Origin of the sequence: Microbacterium testaceum StLB037 (genome assembly GCF_900104345.1) — a bacterium.
Lineage (GTDB): Bacteria > Actinomycetota > Actinomycetes > Actinomycetales > Microbacteriaceae > Microbacterium > Microbacterium testaceum_A.
In genome coordinates this window covers 144,726-160,036 of sequence record NZ_FNJN01000001.1, presented here as the reverse complement: position 1 = coordinate 160,036, position 15,311 = coordinate 144,726, and the positions used below count along the sequence as shown (strand labels likewise).

Genomic DNA, 15,311 nt, shown 5'->3' with positions numbered 1-15,311 from the left:
GTCGATGTCTATCGCTTTCGGCAAGGCTCTCGCGGTACGCGAGACGCCCATCCCCGGCCTCATCGTCCTCGACTTGCCGGTGCACGGGGATGCGCGCGGATGGTTCAAAGAGAACTGGCAGCGCGAGAAGATGTCCGCGACCGGCATCGACCTGCCCGACTTCGGCCCCGTCCAGAACAACATTTCCTTCAATGATGCCGTTGGTACCACCCGCGGCATCCATGCCGAACCTTGGGACAAGTACGTCTCCGTGGCCACCGGGCGCATCTTCGGCGCCTGGGTCGACCTCCGCGAAGGCGAGAGCTTCGGCGCCGTCTTCACGACCGAGCTCGACCCGTCGACGGCCATCTTCGTTCCTCGTGGAGTCGGCAACTCGTATCAGACTCTCGAAGTCGACACCGCCTACACGTACCTCGTCAACGACCACTGGTCGCCCGACGCGACGTACACCTTCCTCAACCTCGCAGACGAGACGGCCGCCATCGAGTGGCCCATCCCTCTCGCCGACGTCGAGATCAGCCCGAAGGACAAGGCGCACCCTCGTCTCGCCGAGGTGGTCCCCATGCCGCCGAAGAAGATCCTCGTCACCGGCGCGAACGGGCAGCTGGGTCGTGCCCTCCGCGACGAGTTCGGCGAACATCCGTGGATCGAGTACGCCACTCGCGCGGATCTTGACCTCACCTCGGCCGGACTGGATGACGCGCGCCGCTGGCGCGACTACAGCGCCATCATCAACGCCGCCGCCTACACGAAGGTCGACGCCGCCGAGACTCCCGCGGGGCGGACGGAGGCCTGGGCGGCGAACGTCACCGCCGTCGCCGCTCTGGCTCGCGTAGCCAGCGAGAACGGCATCACCCTCGTGCATGTCTCCAGCGATTACGTCTTCGACGGGACGAAGGACGGCGCGTACTCGACCGATGATCCCGTCTCGCCGCTGGGCGTCTACGGCCAGACGAAGGCCGCGGGTGACGCGATCGTCGCTTCGGTTCCGCGCCACTACATCGTCCGTACGAGCTGGGTGATCGGTGATGGGAACAACTTCGTCCGCACGATGGCATCGCTCGCTGAACGGGGAGTAGACCCTCGAGTCGTCAACGATCAATTTGGTCGTTTGACCTTCACCGATGACATCGCATCCGCCATCCGCGCACTTGTGACCACGGGTGCCCCGTTCGGCCGATATAACGTCACCGGCGACGGGGGATCCGCTAGCTGGTTCGACGTAGCCCGGCAGGTCTTTGCGATGACCGGACATGACCCTCAGCGGGTCACCGGAGTGAGCACCGAGGAGTATTTCGCGGGGGCTCAGACGCCCATCGCACCACGTCCGAGGAACAGCGTGTTGGATCTCTCCGCCAGTCATGCAACGGGGATCATGCTCAAGGATGCTCATGTGAGCCTGCGCGACTACCTTCGTCGCACATGAGTTCGCCTCGGCGTCAGGATGAGGCCACCGGTGGGCCTCTCGCTCGTGCGATCAGCTTCGTCTGGTCCCATAGCGCCGTCCGTTACCTCCTCGTTGGAGGGGTTGCCTTCCTGGTTGACGTTAGTCTGCTCGCGCTACTGCATGACTGGCTGGCCGTGCCGTTGGTCATCGCGACCCCCACGGCCTTCCTGCTCAGCTTCGGAGTGACGTATATCCTTCAGCGCTTTCTGACGTTCGGCACAGCGTCGAGCGTCGCTTCGAGCGCGGTGAAATATACCGCGCTCGTGGCTTTCAACACGATTGCTACGACGGCCATTGTGGCGGGTGTCGCCGCGCTGGGCCCCGCCTGGATCTTCGGAAAGATCGTCGCAGTTGCATCTACGACGGTGTGGAACTACTTCGCTTATCGCTACTGGGTTTTCGCCGCCCCGCGTCGAAATTCTTCCCCTTGAACAGCGCGAGCTTACGACTCAGCGGTGCCTGACGGGTTCGCGTCGCGAGGCTTGTGAGCGCGCTCCGTTGCGTCGAGACGCCGGGCGAGAACATCGATGTCTGCCCGATTGATCGCCGTCTCTTCAGCGAGACGACGTATCTCTTCCTCTGCACGAGAAAGCTCCCACGACAGGTGAAGCGCCACACCGACGAGCAGCACGAGCGAGAGCGCGAAGATGAGGTTGGCGGGAACCTCGACGCCGAGCAGATGTGTCAGCTGAAGAAGCAGACCGGGAAAGACTGAAATGATGAGCAGCGCGAGGCCGATGAGAAGCCACAGGGTGGCGTACTTCTCTCGAAGCTGCCGCCGGAGCAGCATGACCACGATTATCGCGAGAACGAGGACGGCGAAGGCTATTCCGGCGACGACGATCATGCTCGTACTCCTGTCTTACTAGCAGCACCACGTGTGATGGCGAGCGACAGCGCGAAGACGGACCGGAGCAAGTACACAGCGGCTCCAAGCGGATTCTGGCTGGGCCTACCGGCGGCGCGGGGGCGCATCGCGACAGGAACCTGTACTACCGTCAGCCCGGCGTGCAGCGCGTTCACGAGCGAGTCCACGGTATCTCCGAGGTACTCGGCGGGGTAGTACAGAACGTATTGATCTATTGCACGCACATTCGCAGCACGGAAGCCGCTAGTCACGTCGGTGAGTCGAGTGCCCGCGATGCGGGACAGAACGGTGGCGAGCATTCGCATCGCCCAGCGCCGCGGACCTCGGGCCGAGTAGTCCCCGACTTCCGCGAAGCGAGCGCCGATGGATATGTCTGCGACCTCGAGCCCATCCAGGACGACGGCGATGTCGCGCGGATTGTGCTGCCCGTCTGCATCGACTTGGATCGCCCGCGCGTACCCGTGTCGCTGCGCGTAGAGGAACCCTGCACGCATCGCTCCGCCGACGCCCAGATTGAAAGGAAGGGAGAGCACCGTCGCGCCCGCTACCCGAGCCTGCTCCGGTGTGTCGTCCGAGGATCCGTCGTCCACCACCAAGATGTCCCAACCCTCAGGCTGGGCACGAATCTCTCTCACAGTGGGGCCGACGCTCTCGCCCTCGTTCCACGCCGGAACGATGACCAGAGTGCTCGATCGTGCGGCAGACATCTTCTCGATCCTACCAGCGCGACACCTCCGCAGATGAAGACCTCATACGTCGGCTTGTAGGATCACACCTGCCAGCGACGTGCCCCAAACCGGTGAGCCGCGCTCGGAAGGATCCATCACCACATGCGCGCTCTCCCCTCTCGCCTTTCACTACCCGCGGGGCGTTTCGCCCAGATTGCGACGATATTCGTCGGAATTCTTGCGATCTTGCTTTCGGGGGCGATTTTTCTCCCGATCGCCTCGGGAGCAGACGAGGCTGCCCACTATGTGTATGCGGCGGCAGTTGTCCGAGGACAGGCCGGGCTCCTCGAACCGACACTCCCGGCGCGGCTGGCGAATGTTCATCAGTTCGCTACCTGCATCGCATTCCAGCCGGATGTCACGGCGGCCTGCCAAGGCCCGCTCCGCATCATCTCCGACGCCGATATCGTTTCACAGACGAACGCCGGACTTTACAACCCGGTGTTCTACCTGTGGACGGGCCTCGGCAGCCTTCTGGTGCCCACCGAATACGGTTTGTACCTCGCCCGCGCCCTCGCTGCGACCGTAACTGCGGTGTTTCTTGCGTGGGGCTTGTCGTTACTTTGGAGAAGGAGCCGAACCCCGTTTCCGCTTCTCGCCGCCTCTCTTTTCCTGACCCCGATGACGCTTTACGTGGGCATGGTGCTCAATCCCAGTGCGTGGGAGATCGCCACATTGTTCGCGGCCACGGTTTCAGGGTTCGCCGTTGCGAACGACAGCGGCACACCGAGATGGAAGGAAGAGCATTCGCTGCTGCTTGCGTCCTCCTGCGTTCTTGTCGTGACGCGGGGCCTGTCTCCTCTCTTCCTCGCCGCGACCGCTGTAGCACTTCTCGTCGTTGCTGGTGTCGGGCGGATCCGTGTGCTCGTCACGGATCGCCGCGCGTGGATTGTCGCGGCCGGCATCGGTGCCACGACCGCCTTCAGCATCGGCTGGGTCCTGGTCCACGGGACGAACTACGTCGGGGTGGACAAGCCGGCCTCTTTCCGAGAGGGGCTCGCAGGCATCGCAGTGTTTTACTCGAACTATCACGAGCAAGTCACGCAAATGTACGGGAACCTTGGTTGGCTTGATCTTCGCAGCCCCAACATCCTCTCGACATCCTGGATCCTGTTGGTCGGCGGTGTCATCATCTTCGCGTTCGGCCTCGCCTCGAGACGGTCACGGTGGGCAATTATTCTGGCCTTCGCATCGGCAACGCTTATTCCCGGTGTGCTGTCGGGTATGCAGTGGTCGGGCTATGGGTGGCAAGGGCGTTACACCATGCCGCTGGTCGCGGCCCTCGTCGTTCTCGCTGCTCTAGCGATTGACTCCGGACCCGACCGGAGACCCTTCGACGACTCGGCGAAGCGCATTGTCAACATGATGCGTTGGCTACTTCCCGCGTTCCTGTTCGTCGGAGTCACCATCACCGTCATCCGAACAGGCCACCGATATCTGGCGGGCGATACAGCCGCTTTCACGGCGGCGTGGCAATGGTCGCCTCCGCTCGCGGTCCCGCTCCTGGGGGCTGTGTTCTTCGCCGGCCTCCTCCTTGTCGTCCGAACCGTCGTCGGTCCGACTCCGGAGAGCGCACTGTCGAAGAAGACACCAGTAGCACCTGCTGTTGTTCGCGGCTGATAAGCGGCCCTCCTTATCCCGCGAGTGACAAGGACAGACCCCCAGGGACGCGGTTCACGAGCTCGCCCCTGGGGGTCTAATTTTCCTCAGCCTGCAGCGGACACGGTGACATCCCTGCATCCAAGTAGCGGGTTGGGGCCGGCCGTGTTGATGGCGTAGACGCACACGCGTGAGGATCCAGGAGGGATCGTCCCGGTGGTCTGAAAGCCGTGAGAGGCACCATAGGCCGGGTAGGCCGCACCGACGTCCGGCCGGTTCAGATTGGCAGGGACGGCCCCACCGTTTGCACCGACGTACACGTGCACGTCGATCGGCCGCGCAGTGTCGGGGTCGATGGCCCACCCGCGAACGGTCAGTGTCGTGCCGGAGACGCTCACCTCGTCGAGACTCCCGATTGGCGCACGGCCCTCATCCCGCGTGGTCACGGTCCGACAGCCCAAGTCGCTGTCAGGACCTGCGGAATTGACAGCTGCGATGCACACCGTCGATGGGCCAACGGGAATATCGACTGTGCGTGAAAACCCGTGCATCGGGCCGTATGTCGGATACGCCGCCCCGACATCGGGTCGACTGTCCTGCGCCGTCACCTGAACGACCTTTCCGTCGACCGAGATCTTGACCGAAATCGGGCGGATCGTGTCAGGATCGATCGCCCAGCCCGTCACCGTGGCGGTCCGCCCCGATACGGTCGCAGATTCGAAGTTGCCGATGGGTGCCCGGCCCTGGTCAGTGGACGTCACCGACCTGCACCCGAGGGTCGTGTTGGCGCCAGCGGTATTGATGGCGTAAGCGCAGACGGTGCTGTCCCCCGGGGGGAGGTCCAGGACCTCATCGAAGCCGTGGGCGGCCCCGTACGGCGGGTAAGTAGCGGCGACATCGGGACGATCACGATTGGCAGTGAACGCTCGGCCAGCACCCGCGACATAGATGTGAAGGGGGATCGGCTGAGAAGTGTCGGGGTCGATGGCCCACCCCGTCACGCGAGCCGTCGACCCGACCACGGCGACCGACTCCAGGTTACCGATCGGCGCCCGGCCGACATCTTTCGCAGCGGGGATCATGATGCTGCGACAACCTAAGGTGGTGTTGTCGTCCCGACCGGAATCGATTCCATATAGACACAAGGTCTGCGCACCGAGAGGAACTTTCACTGTCGCACGGTACCCGTGGGCAGTGCCGTGCACCGGGTAATGCGTGGCGAGATCAGGACGATCCTGGTCCGCTCTCAGAATTGCAGTTCCGGCCCCATCCACATATGCATGCACGGCGATGGAATCGGCGGTATCGGGATCCAACGCCCAGCCCGCGATCGTGACCGACCCCGAAGCGACTTGGACAGAGTCAACGGCGCCGACCGGTGAACCGGAATAGAAGGGCATCTCTCGACAGCCAAGTGTCACATTCGAACCGGGTCCTGTATTGATCGCATACAGGCAGACTGTTCCGCTGCCGCTTGAGGGGGCAGGAATTCGCGCATCGAACCCGTGCCGCGAACCACTCCCCGGGTAGGCGTCGCTCACGTCGGGACGGTCGCCGTCCGCGGTGAGGACCGTGCCTACCGATCCCAAGTAGGCGTGAACCTGGATGGGGTCGGTCGTGTTCGGGTCGATTGCCCAGCCCCGCACACGAATGCCGCCCGGATAGGCCTCTACCTGATCAATGTACCCGAACGGGTTACCTCCCGAACGGGTAGACCCGAACCAGTCCGTGAACGTCCGCCAGAAGTTGCGGTTCCCGTACGCGGAGCAGCCGTCGCCGGTGCCGTAGAGGTTGTTCAGTGCCGCCTGGTTGGGCACATACGGCGTGTAGATGTAGAGCCCTGCGGTGGCTTGGTTCTCGATGTAAACGCGCTGTGTGCCGCATCCCCCGTTCGGGTTGTAGAGGATGTTGTTCCAGCGGCCCGCCTGGTATCCCCACCAGGTGGGGTTGAGGCGGTAGACCTCGAACTGACGGGCTCCGTAGTAGACCTGGTAGAAGAAGCCCTGGGTGGAGGCGTCACAGGGTGCCGTGTCGGGGCAGCCCTGACCGGTCGCGGCGGAGTAGTTCCACGCCGAGGGCGCCGTCGAAGTGACCAGACCCTGTTCCTTTTGCAGAAGCACGAGCAGCGACTTCTGGCTGATGCCGCACGAGCGGGCGACCTTGTCGATGATCGTCGCGGCGCTCTCGTTCGGCGCACCGGAGTACCCGTTGCAGTACTTGTCCGCCGGGCGGTTGTCGGTGGTCTGGCGGTAGTCCTTGAGGCAGGTGTACCCGGACTGGCAGTTGCGCACCTTGTCGTTGAGGAATCCCTGGATCTCGCCAGCGCTCATCGCGTTGCCGTCGTAGAAGACGGCGTCGTCGATGATGTTGCCCGCGTTCCAGTCGGAGGCGTTCGCCGCGGATGCGGAGGGAGCAGGGGCGACGGTCGCGGGGAGGGCGATCGGTGCCGCGACCAGCAGAGCGAGACCGCACGCCCAGGCCGCGACGACCGCGGCGACGCCGCGACGCCGGGTACGACGGATCACGAGGTCGGCTCGACCGTCGTCACCGCGGATGTGGCGGACGTGGTGCGCGAGCTGTAGGAGACCTGGAACGTCGGTTGGGCGGACCCGTCCGTGACGGCGATGGACATCAAGCCGCAGTAGGTGACGTCCTTGCCCTCGTTTGCCGCGGTCTGCACGCTCTTGCCGGTGGAGGTGAGGGTGAGGGTGCAGGTACCGCCCGACTCGGACACGCCCGGCACCATGGCCGATACCTGCAGCGACCCGTCACGCACCTCGGACGTGATGATGAGGATCTCGCCGTTGTACGGTGCCGTCGTCGCCTCGGTGCCGCCCGAGGTCGCGGATGGCGTCGGCGTCGCGCTGGGCAGCGACGACGCAGAGGCGCTCGCCGTGGGAGAGGCCGTCGCCTCCGAGACGGTCGGCGACGGCGTCGTCGAACCGGGGGACGTCGCGCATCCCGAGAACCCGAGGACCCCCGCGACGAGAAGGGCGGGGAGCACGACACGCGTGCGCCGGAGGGAGGACGGAACGGCGGCGGCGATGGCGTGCTTCACGCAAACATTATGCGTGGCATGTCCTCTTCCCGCAGCCGCCCACGCCGCACGACATCAGGTCGTCACCGACGGCGCAAGCCTCGGCGTAAGCGACGCACCCGCGACCAGAACGGCTGGTGGGCGTCGAGCTCGCTGCGCAGGTCGTGGCGCAGCCCTGCCGAAACCTCCTCGAATCGCCTGTCGACATGCGCCTTGAGCTCCGCCTGCAGACTCGCCATGTACAGCGGCAGACCCGGCCCCTCGCGACGCACCCACTCCGCGAGGGCTCTGTCGCGGACGCGCGCATCGTCGACGGCGTGCGCCTCGGTGAGAGCGAACATGCTGTTGGCGTCGAGGCCCGTGGCATCCGGTCTCTGCGCCCAGAAGGCCAGCGCCTCGCCGGGGAGGAAACCGATCTCGCCGGTGCGGAGGATGCGCAGATAGAGGTCCCAGTCCTCGACCGCGTCGAGGGTCTCGTCGTACCAGCCGACCTCGTCGTGGACCGACCGGCGATAGAGCACGGAGATGGGGACCGCTCGGTTGACGCTCATCATTTCGCCGAGGGAGATGCGCTGCATTCCCGCCCAGAACGGCGCCCGGCCGACCTCGGTCCAGGTCCCTCCGCGCTGCTCCTCGTAAACGATCTCGGTGGAAACCGCGACAGCGGGAGAATGGGCGTGATCGTCCAACCAGGCGACCGTTCGGGCGAGGAACTCGGGATGCCACCGGTCATCGTCGTCGTGGAGCACGACGAGATCGGTCCCGGCATCGCGCACGCCGGTGTTGGCGGCGACGCAGCGGCCGCCCTCGCCATCGGCGATGTGCTGGACCTGCACCGCGTCACGGACGTCGGACGCGGCGACGATCGCCTCGACCTCATCGGGGTCTCCCCCGTCGTTCACGACCACGATGCGGTAGTCGTGGAAGGTCTGCGCCGCGACATCCGCCAGCGCGCGGCGGAGGAAGTCGGGGCGCCTGCGGGTTCGGACGACGATTCCCACGCGAGAAGGCATGGGTCCGAGCATAGGGGTGAGGTCGAGTCCGACCGGTGTCAGCGGCGGCGAGCGGCGATCTCGCGCGCCGCCTGGTCGAGAACGGCGGCTCGCGCGTCGAACGAGTGCTCTTCACGCACGCGCGCGGCGATCTGCCGGAGCCGCTCGGCGTCGGGGAAGAGGTCGTCGGCGGGGGCCGAGAGCATCTCGACGAGGTGCGCGGTGTCGCGATAGGTGACCACGGCTCCGTCGAACAGATCCTCGAGGCCCTCGACCGGCTCGGAAACGAGACGACCCTCGACCGCGACGACGTCGAACGGACGCAGGGTCATGAATCCTTCCCGCTGCATGTCGGGCCATTGATCGTTCAGGACGATGGATGCCGTTTCGTAGCGCTCTGCAAGACGTTCGTGCGGGATGGACTTCGCGGCGATCGATGACGCGGGCACGAAGTGCGCCCAGTCGGGCCCGTAGACGCGCACGGGAATGCCTGCCTTCACGGGCTCGACCACGCTCGGGCGGACCGCCCCGCGCGTCTTCCCGACGAAGACGATGTCCTCGTCCCGCGGCAGACCGCGCGGGTGGAACACGTCGGTGTCGGTGCACGGCAGCAACGTCACGATGTCGAGCCCCCATCGACGGCCCGCCCGCTCGGCCCAGCCGTGCGACGCGGCGAAGACGCGGTCGAACCCCGCCACCTCTTCGCGGGTCAGGGAGTCGGGGTGGCTGATGATCCACTCGAGGTTCACGCCCGACGACGTCGCCTCGAACGCGTACGGCCCGCGGATCGCGACCGAGACGTCGTCGACGGAGGTCGTCGAACGCGCCCGCGCGTCGTAGGCGTCCACGACCACGGTGTGGCCGAGTCGGCGCAGAGCGTTGGCGAGCCCGCGAGCGAAGTGCGCATCGCCCCAGACGGCGCCCTGCTTACCGGCGGGTGCGCACATCTTGATCGCCCACCGCCGAGCGTCGGGGTGCGGCCTGACCCAGGTCAGGACGGGCTCGATGCGCCCCGCTTCCGCCTCGCTCCAGCTCTCGACGCGGAACCCGGCGGTCGCAAGCACGGCCTCCGCGCCCGAGCGATCGTCCACGCCATGCCGACGAACGCCGCGGCGGGCGGCGGGCCTCGCCGAGAAGGCGAAAGCGGGTTCGTCCAGCACCGGGTTCACGCGGGGCAGCGCTCGAAGGGGGAGTTCGTCGCGAACGGTCCGCGAGATCGCGGAGAGGGCGTCGGGTTCTCCGTCGTCGAGGGTGTCGAGCGAGCGGCGCAAAATCGCGGCGGGCATGGAGAACGTGCGGCCGGACAGGAGGGGCACATCGACCGACTCGGGCAGTCCCGCCAGGTCATCGCCGGGCAAGCCGGACAACAGGGCGTACGGCCTATCCCCACCGACATCGGCGGCTCCCACGGCGTCGATCGTGCCGTCGGGGGCGCGATGAGCCGCGCACACGGCCGCCCCCGCCGATGCCTGCGCGACCAGGGCGTCGAGCTGGGCGTCGTCGAACTCCGCTCGGGGATCGAGGACCGCCACGACGGGTGCCGACGTGCTGCGAACCGCGGCGGCGACCACCGACAGCCACCTCGTCCCCCGCCGATGACCGCTCACGCGCAGCCCGGGCACGAGATCCGCGAGCAGAGCAGTGGACACCCATTGGCTGGCATCCACGTCCACGAGGGGAACGAGCACGTCCCACCCGTCGACGCGCTGCGCCGCCTGCACGAGCTTGCGCACGTAACGTCGATCGTGGGCCTGGACGATACGGATCAGGGCGACGTCGCGAGGAGGGGCCGCCTGTCCCTCCCGGGTTCCCCGGCGCCACTGGCGAGCGGCGGAGATCGCACGGCGACGGATCTCCGCGACGGTCAGGGTCCACTCGTGGCCCGCCACGCGCACCTGCAGACCGCTTTCGCGACGCCCCCATGCTGCCTCGAGCCCGGGCCCGCCGTGCTCCGCTCCGTAGGCCGCCGCATCCCACCATGGGTGGATCGAGATCGTCTCGCGCTCGTTCACGAGGTAGGCGTACAACGCGGGGACGCGCGTGACCTCGGGCAGTTCCCAGCCCGCGACGACATCGTCGAACAGGGGGTTCAAGCTCATGCCCCGCCGGAAACCGCGTATGACGTAGTGCGCGATGGCGACGGATGCCGGCAGCCGACGAAGACCCAGCTGAGCGGCGTAGTACTCCGGGTCGACGAGAGGCGAGGCCGAGATGACGCGGTACCACCACACCCGATCGGCGGCACGCACCAGCGCCCCCGCCCCACGGGCTTCGCGTAGGCGCCGGATCAGACCTCGAAGGCGCGAACGCTGCATGGCTCCATAGTAGAAGCCGACGCCCGCCTCACAGCTCCGCGTGCAGCGCCCACACCCGGTCGGCCGAGGCTCCCCAGGCGAATCCCTTGGCGCGGTCGCCGGCCAGCACGCGCAAGCGCTCGGCGTCCTCCCCGAGGGCTCGCGAGAGCGCGGCACCGAGTTCGTCGGCCGGGGCGAAGGCGGCGGCGTCGGCGAGGACCTCGTGGAGGACGGGGCTGTCGACCGCCGCGACGGGGATGCCCACGGCGAGGGCGTCGACCGCGCGCCACGGCCAGTCCGCGCGCGCGGACGAGGCCACGAACGCCGCCGCGTGCGAGAGCACGGCCGCCCGGTCCCAGCGGTCGAGCGGGCCACGGGCGTGCACGCGCCCCTCGGCCAGCCCCGCGGCGGCGGCGAGGTCGATCACGGCGGGCTCGTCGCCCTCGGGCATGTCGAGGACGACGACGTCGCCCTCCCACCCCGAGGCGACGACAGCGGCGAACGCGCTCCCGAGGGCGTCCGAGGCAGCGCTCCCCCCGGCTGCCGCGACGAAGGTCTGCGGCAGATCGAGGGCGCGCAGGCGCCCGACGGCGTCGGAGGGCACGCGCAGTCCCGCGGCGGGAGCGCCACCGATGACGCGCAGCTTCTTGACGAGCTTGGGCTTGGCCACCTCGGCGAGGCGCTCGGCCATCGCGTGCGTGGGCACGATCACGGCGTCCGCGTGCTTGGTCACGCGCGAGAGCAGAGCGCGGCCGGCGAGGACCTCGGCCTTGGGCAGCTCCTCGGGGGTCTCCCACGCGCGCAGATCCCACAGGGTCACCACGATCTGGTGCGTCTCGTTGACGCGGTCGTGGCGCACGAGTGGCGCGAGCGGGGTCGGCGAATGGATGAGTCCCTTGCCGATTCCGGGGGCGACGCCGAGCTGCCAGGATGCCGCGAGCTCGCGGCGGCGCATCGACAGACGGGTCTCGGAGCTCAGGCCGGCGATGGCCTCGCTGTCGGGTATTCCGGGCGAGGGGACGATCGCGCCGACATCGCACCCGCGGGGGGCGGTGGCGATGAGGGCCTCGGTCAACGAGGCGGACGCTTCGGCGAGGTCGAGGGAGGTCGGGGCGACGAGCTGGTCCAGCACGACGCGCAGGGTCACGGTCATGAGGAGGGCGCCTCCGTCTCGGTCGGCGGGTGCAGTTTGTCGTGCACCATCTGCTGCACCTGGGCGTAGTCGGGATCGAACTCGTCGACCCCACCCGCCGGGGTTAGCTCGAGCGTTCCGACCGGCTGGCCCTTCGCCTCGAGGGCGAGGTTCACGAGGGTAGGGGCGATGAGCCCCTGCGGCAGGTCGGTCTGGACGATGTTGGTTCCGGCGGTGGCCACGTCCTGGAAGTGCGCGAGCACGTTCTGCGGGGTGGTCTGCGCGAGGATCGCCTCCTGCAGCTCGCGCTGGCGGCGCATGCGGTCGAAATCGCTCGTCGTGTACCGCGAGCGGGCGTACCACTGGGCGGTGTCGCCGTTCATGTGCTGCTGCCCGGGCTCGATCCAGCCGAAGGCCCAGTCGTCGACCGGCTGACCGTCGTAGGCGGGGCCGCCCTTGGGCAGGCGTTCCTTGACGTCGATGTCGACACCGCCGAGCGCGTCGACGAGGTCGGCGAAGCCTTTCATGTCGATCAGCACGTAGTACGGGATCTGGATACCCATGATCCCCTCGGCGGCGTCCTTCGTCGCCTCGATGCCGGGCTCGGAGCCGTTCGCCTTCGCATCGGGGTAGAGCTTGTTGCCGTCTTGGCACACCTCGACCTCGGTCTTGAGCTGGTTGATGCCGCTGCCCCAGCCGCACGTCGCGTTGGCGTACCCGGTGTGCCCGTCGGGGTACTTGTCCTGCATCGGCCCCGGCGCGAAGGGGAAGTGCGGCATGTCGCGCGGAATGCCAGTGATCGTGGTCGCGCCCGTGTCGGCGTTGATCGAGACGACCGAGATGCTGTCGAAGCGCATGGAGTCGCGCCCCTCGCCGGAGTCGGCGCCCAGAAGGAGGATGTTGTAGTAGCCGTCGGACGGCGGGACGACGGGGGCGGACTGCGCGAACAGCTCCGAGAAGGTGTCGCGGGTCGTTCCCGCCGCCTGCGCCGCCCACGCCGCGCCCGAGCCGGACACGACGAGCAGCGCCACCGAGACGACGGCGATGGCCACGCGGGACAGAGGCCCGACCTTGACCAGTCGGACCAACCGCAGCGTGTCGATGGTCAGCACGATCCAGAGCACGGCGTACGCGATGAGCGCGATCTGCACCAGCGTCAGCGGCAGCGGCCGGAACCACGACAGGAAGTCGGGGATGAACGATCCGGTCGCCAGGGCGAACAGTCCGCTGGGCATGAGCAGGGCTCCGAGACCGGCGAGCACCAGGATCGTCCACATCGCAAGGGTGGCGCCGAGGCCGAACCGGCCGAGCCGCCTGTTGCCCGCCAGAACCTGAGCGGAACCGGGAAGGAGGAAGTTGAGCGCGACGAGCCACCACCCGCGACGGGTCATGACCGCCCGCGAGTTCGCGTCGGGGTGACGCATCGGACGCTGCTCGACGACGTGCGTCCGAGAGCGGGGCCGGGCGGCGGCGAGCGTCATAGGGAGTCCTTCAGCCGACGGTTCTTCTCTTCGACCTGCGCCTCGAGATCGCGCGCGTAGTCCTCGACGCGCTCGGCGAGCGCGGTGTCGGCGCTGCCGAGGATCCGCGCTGCGAGGAGGCCGGCGTTCTTCGCCCCGTTGATCGAGACGGTGGCCACGGGGATGCCCGCGGGCATCTGGACGATCGAGAGCAGCGAGTCGAGGCCGTCGAGCGTCGCCAGCTGCACGGGGACGCCAATGACGGGGAGGGCGGTGACGGATGCCAACATGCCCGGCAGGTGCGCGGCTCCCCCGGCCCCCGCGATGATGGCGCGCAGCCCGCGCCCACGCGCCTCGCGCCCGTAACGGACGAGTTTGTCGGGGGTGCGGTGGGCGGAGACCACCTCGACCTCATGCGGGATGCCGAACTCGGTCAACACCTCGCTGGCGGCGTTCATCACGCGCCAGTCCGAGTCGGAGCCCATGACGACGCCGACCACGGGCGTCTCGGAAGAATGCAGCGGCCGGGTCACCGGTCCAGGGTAGGGCGGCTCGCTGGAAGATCTCGGAACGGCGCGCTCAGTCGAAGAACGCGGCGGCCGCGCGACCCTCGTAGACGACGTCGTCGAGGTCCTCCCCGATGACGTTGACGTGGCCCACCTTGCGGCCCGGGCGCGGGGCCTTGCCGTAGGTGTGGATCTTCGCGGCGGGGTGCGCGGCCATGGCGGCGGCGAACCGCTCGTCGAGGCCGCCCTCGGCGGGGCCGCCCAGGACGTTGATCATGACCGTCCACGGGGCCACGGCATCCGTCGATCCGAGGGGCAGGTCGAGGACCGCGCGCAGGTGCTGCTCGAACTGGCTCGTGATCGCACCGTCCTGCGTCCAGTGACCGCTGTTGTGGGGACGCATGGCGAGCTCGTTGATCAGGATGCGCTGGTCGCTCGTCTCGAACAGCTCGACGGCGAGCATGCCGGTCACGCCCAGTCCCTCCGCGACCGCGACGCCGATCTCGGCGGCGACGCGCTGGACGCGGGCGTCGGCGCGGGGCGCCGGGGCCACGACCTCGGCGCAGACCCCGCCGCGCTGCACGGTCTCGACGACGGGGTACGCGCGCACCTCGCCGGAGGGGCGTCGGGCGACCTGCTGGGCCAGTTCTCGGGTGAAGTCGACCAGTTCTTCAGCGAGGAGGGCACCGCCGTTGCCGTCCTCGGCGAGCGCGGCGAACCAGTCGTCCGCCTCGGTGGCGGCGGAGACCACCCGGACGCCCTTGCCGTCGTACCCGCCGCGCGGCGTCTTCACGACCGCTCGCCCACCGTGCGCGTCGAGGAATTCCTGCAGGTCGGATGCCGTGGACACGGCGGCCCAGTCGGGCTGAGGAAGCCCGAGCTCGGCCATCTTCGCGCGCATGACGAGCTTGTCCTGAGCGACGCCGAGGGGTGCGGGTCCGGGGTGGACGGCGACGCCGGCGTCGACCAGGGCGGCCAGTACGTCCTGCGGCACGTGCTCGTGGTCGAAGGTGATGACGTCGACGTCACGGGCGAAGGCGAGCACCGTCGCGGCGTCGCGGTAGTCGCCGACGGCGGTCGCGGCGAGTGCCGCCGACATGCCCTCGTCCTCCGCGAGGACGCGGATCTCGACCCCCATCTCCACGGCGGGCGCGATCATCATCCGCGCCAGCTGTCCGCCACCGACCACTCCGACTCGCAGCGCCATGCCGCTCCTTCCGTCGGCATCCATTCTGTCGGGCCGCCCGC

Annotated in this window: 13 protein-coding genes; 3 read left to right on the top strand and 10 right to left on the bottom strand. The window is 67.8% G+C overall.

Annotation, left to right across the window (positions count from 1 at the left end; genetic code table 11):
* The first annotated feature begins 4 nt into the window (after positions 1-4).
* Complete coding sequence (locus BLS25_RS00705; RefSeq protein WP_074694387.1) at positions 5-1,426, top strand: sugar nucleotide-binding protein; 1,422 nt, start codon at positions 5-7, stop codon at positions 1,424-1,426.
* Entirely contained in the window at positions 1,423-1,878 is a 456-nt protein-coding gene (locus BLS25_RS00700) for a GtrA family protein (RefSeq protein WP_074694093.1), read from the top strand. Before BLS25_RS00705 ends, BLS25_RS00700 begins: the two co-directional genes overlap by 4 nt.
* Positions 1,879-1,889: 11 nt before the next feature.
* Here BLS25_RS00700 and BLS25_RS00695 read toward each other — a convergent pair whose 3' ends face one another.
* Together BLS25_RS00695 and BLS25_RS00690 are read right to left on the bottom strand one after the other, a co-directional pair.
* Positions 1,890-2,294, bottom strand: coding sequence for a DUF2304 domain-containing protein (locus tag BLS25_RS00695; RefSeq protein WP_074694092.1), 405 nt, complete (start codon positions 2,292-2,294; stop codon positions 1,890-1,892).
* The gene (locus BLS25_RS00690; RefSeq protein ID WP_074694091.1) at positions 2,291-3,022 is read right to left on the bottom strand and encodes a glycosyltransferase family 2 protein; all 732 of its coding nucleotides are present in this window, start codon (positions 3,020-3,022) and stop codon (positions 2,291-2,293) included. Before BLS25_RS00690 ends, BLS25_RS00695 begins: the two co-directional genes overlap by 4 nt.
* Positions 3,023-3,145: 123 nt before the next feature.
* On the opposite strand from BLS25_RS00690, the gene BLS25_RS00685 reads away from it, so the two are divergent.
* Positions 3,146-4,663 (top strand): DUF2142 domain-containing protein, encoded by a 1,518-nt coding sequence (locus BLS25_RS00685; RefSeq protein ID WP_074694090.1) that lies wholly within the window; start codon positions 3,146-3,148, stop codon positions 4,661-4,663.
* 86 nt (positions 4,664-4,749) lie between these two features.
* On the opposite strand, the gene BLS25_RS00680 is transcribed toward BLS25_RS00685, so the two are convergent.
* From BLS25_RS00680 to BLS25_RS00645, 8 genes are all read right to left on the bottom strand, one after another.
* Positions 4,750-7,167 (bottom strand): hypothetical protein, encoded by a 2,418-nt coding sequence (locus BLS25_RS00680; protein WP_074694089.1) that lies wholly within the window; start codon positions 7,165-7,167, stop codon positions 4,750-4,752.
* Positions 7,164-7,700: a hypothetical protein gene (locus BLS25_RS00675; protein ID WP_074694088.1), complete on the bottom strand. Its 537-nt coding sequence runs from the start codon at positions 7,698-7,700 to the stop codon at positions 7,164-7,166. Before BLS25_RS00675 ends, BLS25_RS00680 begins: the two co-directional genes overlap by 4 nt.
* Positions 7,701-7,762: 62 nt before the next feature.
* A complete protein-coding gene (locus tag BLS25_RS00670; protein WP_074694386.1) occupies positions 7,763-8,692 on the bottom strand; it encodes a glycosyltransferase family 2 protein in 930 nt (309 codons plus the stop codon).
* A 38-nt stretch (positions 8,693-8,730) separates the two neighbouring features.
* Positions 8,731-10,986, bottom strand: coding sequence for a glycosyltransferase family protein (locus BLS25_RS00665; RefSeq protein ID WP_074694087.1), 2,256 nt, complete (start codon positions 10,984-10,986; stop codon positions 8,731-8,733).
* A gap of 28 nt (positions 10,987-11,014) precedes the next feature.
* A complete protein-coding gene (locus tag BLS25_RS00660) occupies positions 11,015-12,118 on the bottom strand; it encodes a glycosyltransferase family protein (RefSeq protein ID WP_074694086.1) in 1,104 nt (367 codons plus the stop codon).
* Positions 12,115-13,578: an LCP family protein gene (locus BLS25_RS00655; RefSeq protein ID WP_074694085.1), complete on the bottom strand. Its 1,464-nt coding sequence runs from the start codon at positions 13,576-13,578 to the stop codon at positions 12,115-12,117. The genes BLS25_RS00660 and BLS25_RS00655 overlap by 4 nt, the downstream gene beginning before the upstream one ends.
* Positions 13,575-14,042 carry a 5-(carboxyamino)imidazole ribonucleotide mutase gene (gene purE, locus BLS25_RS00650; RefSeq protein WP_074694385.1) on the bottom strand — a complete coding sequence of 156 codons (468 nt, stop codon included), beginning with the start codon at positions 14,040-14,042 and terminating at the stop codon, positions 13,575-13,577. The genes BLS25_RS00655 and purE overlap by 4 nt, the downstream gene beginning before the upstream one ends.
* A gap of 94 nt (positions 14,043-14,136) precedes the next feature.
* Complete coding sequence (locus BLS25_RS00645) at positions 14,137-15,270, bottom strand: 5-(carboxyamino)imidazole ribonucleotide synthase (RefSeq protein ID WP_056226783.1); 1,134 nt, start codon at positions 15,268-15,270, stop codon at positions 14,137-14,139.
* Positions 15,271-15,311 lie beyond the last annotated feature (41 nt).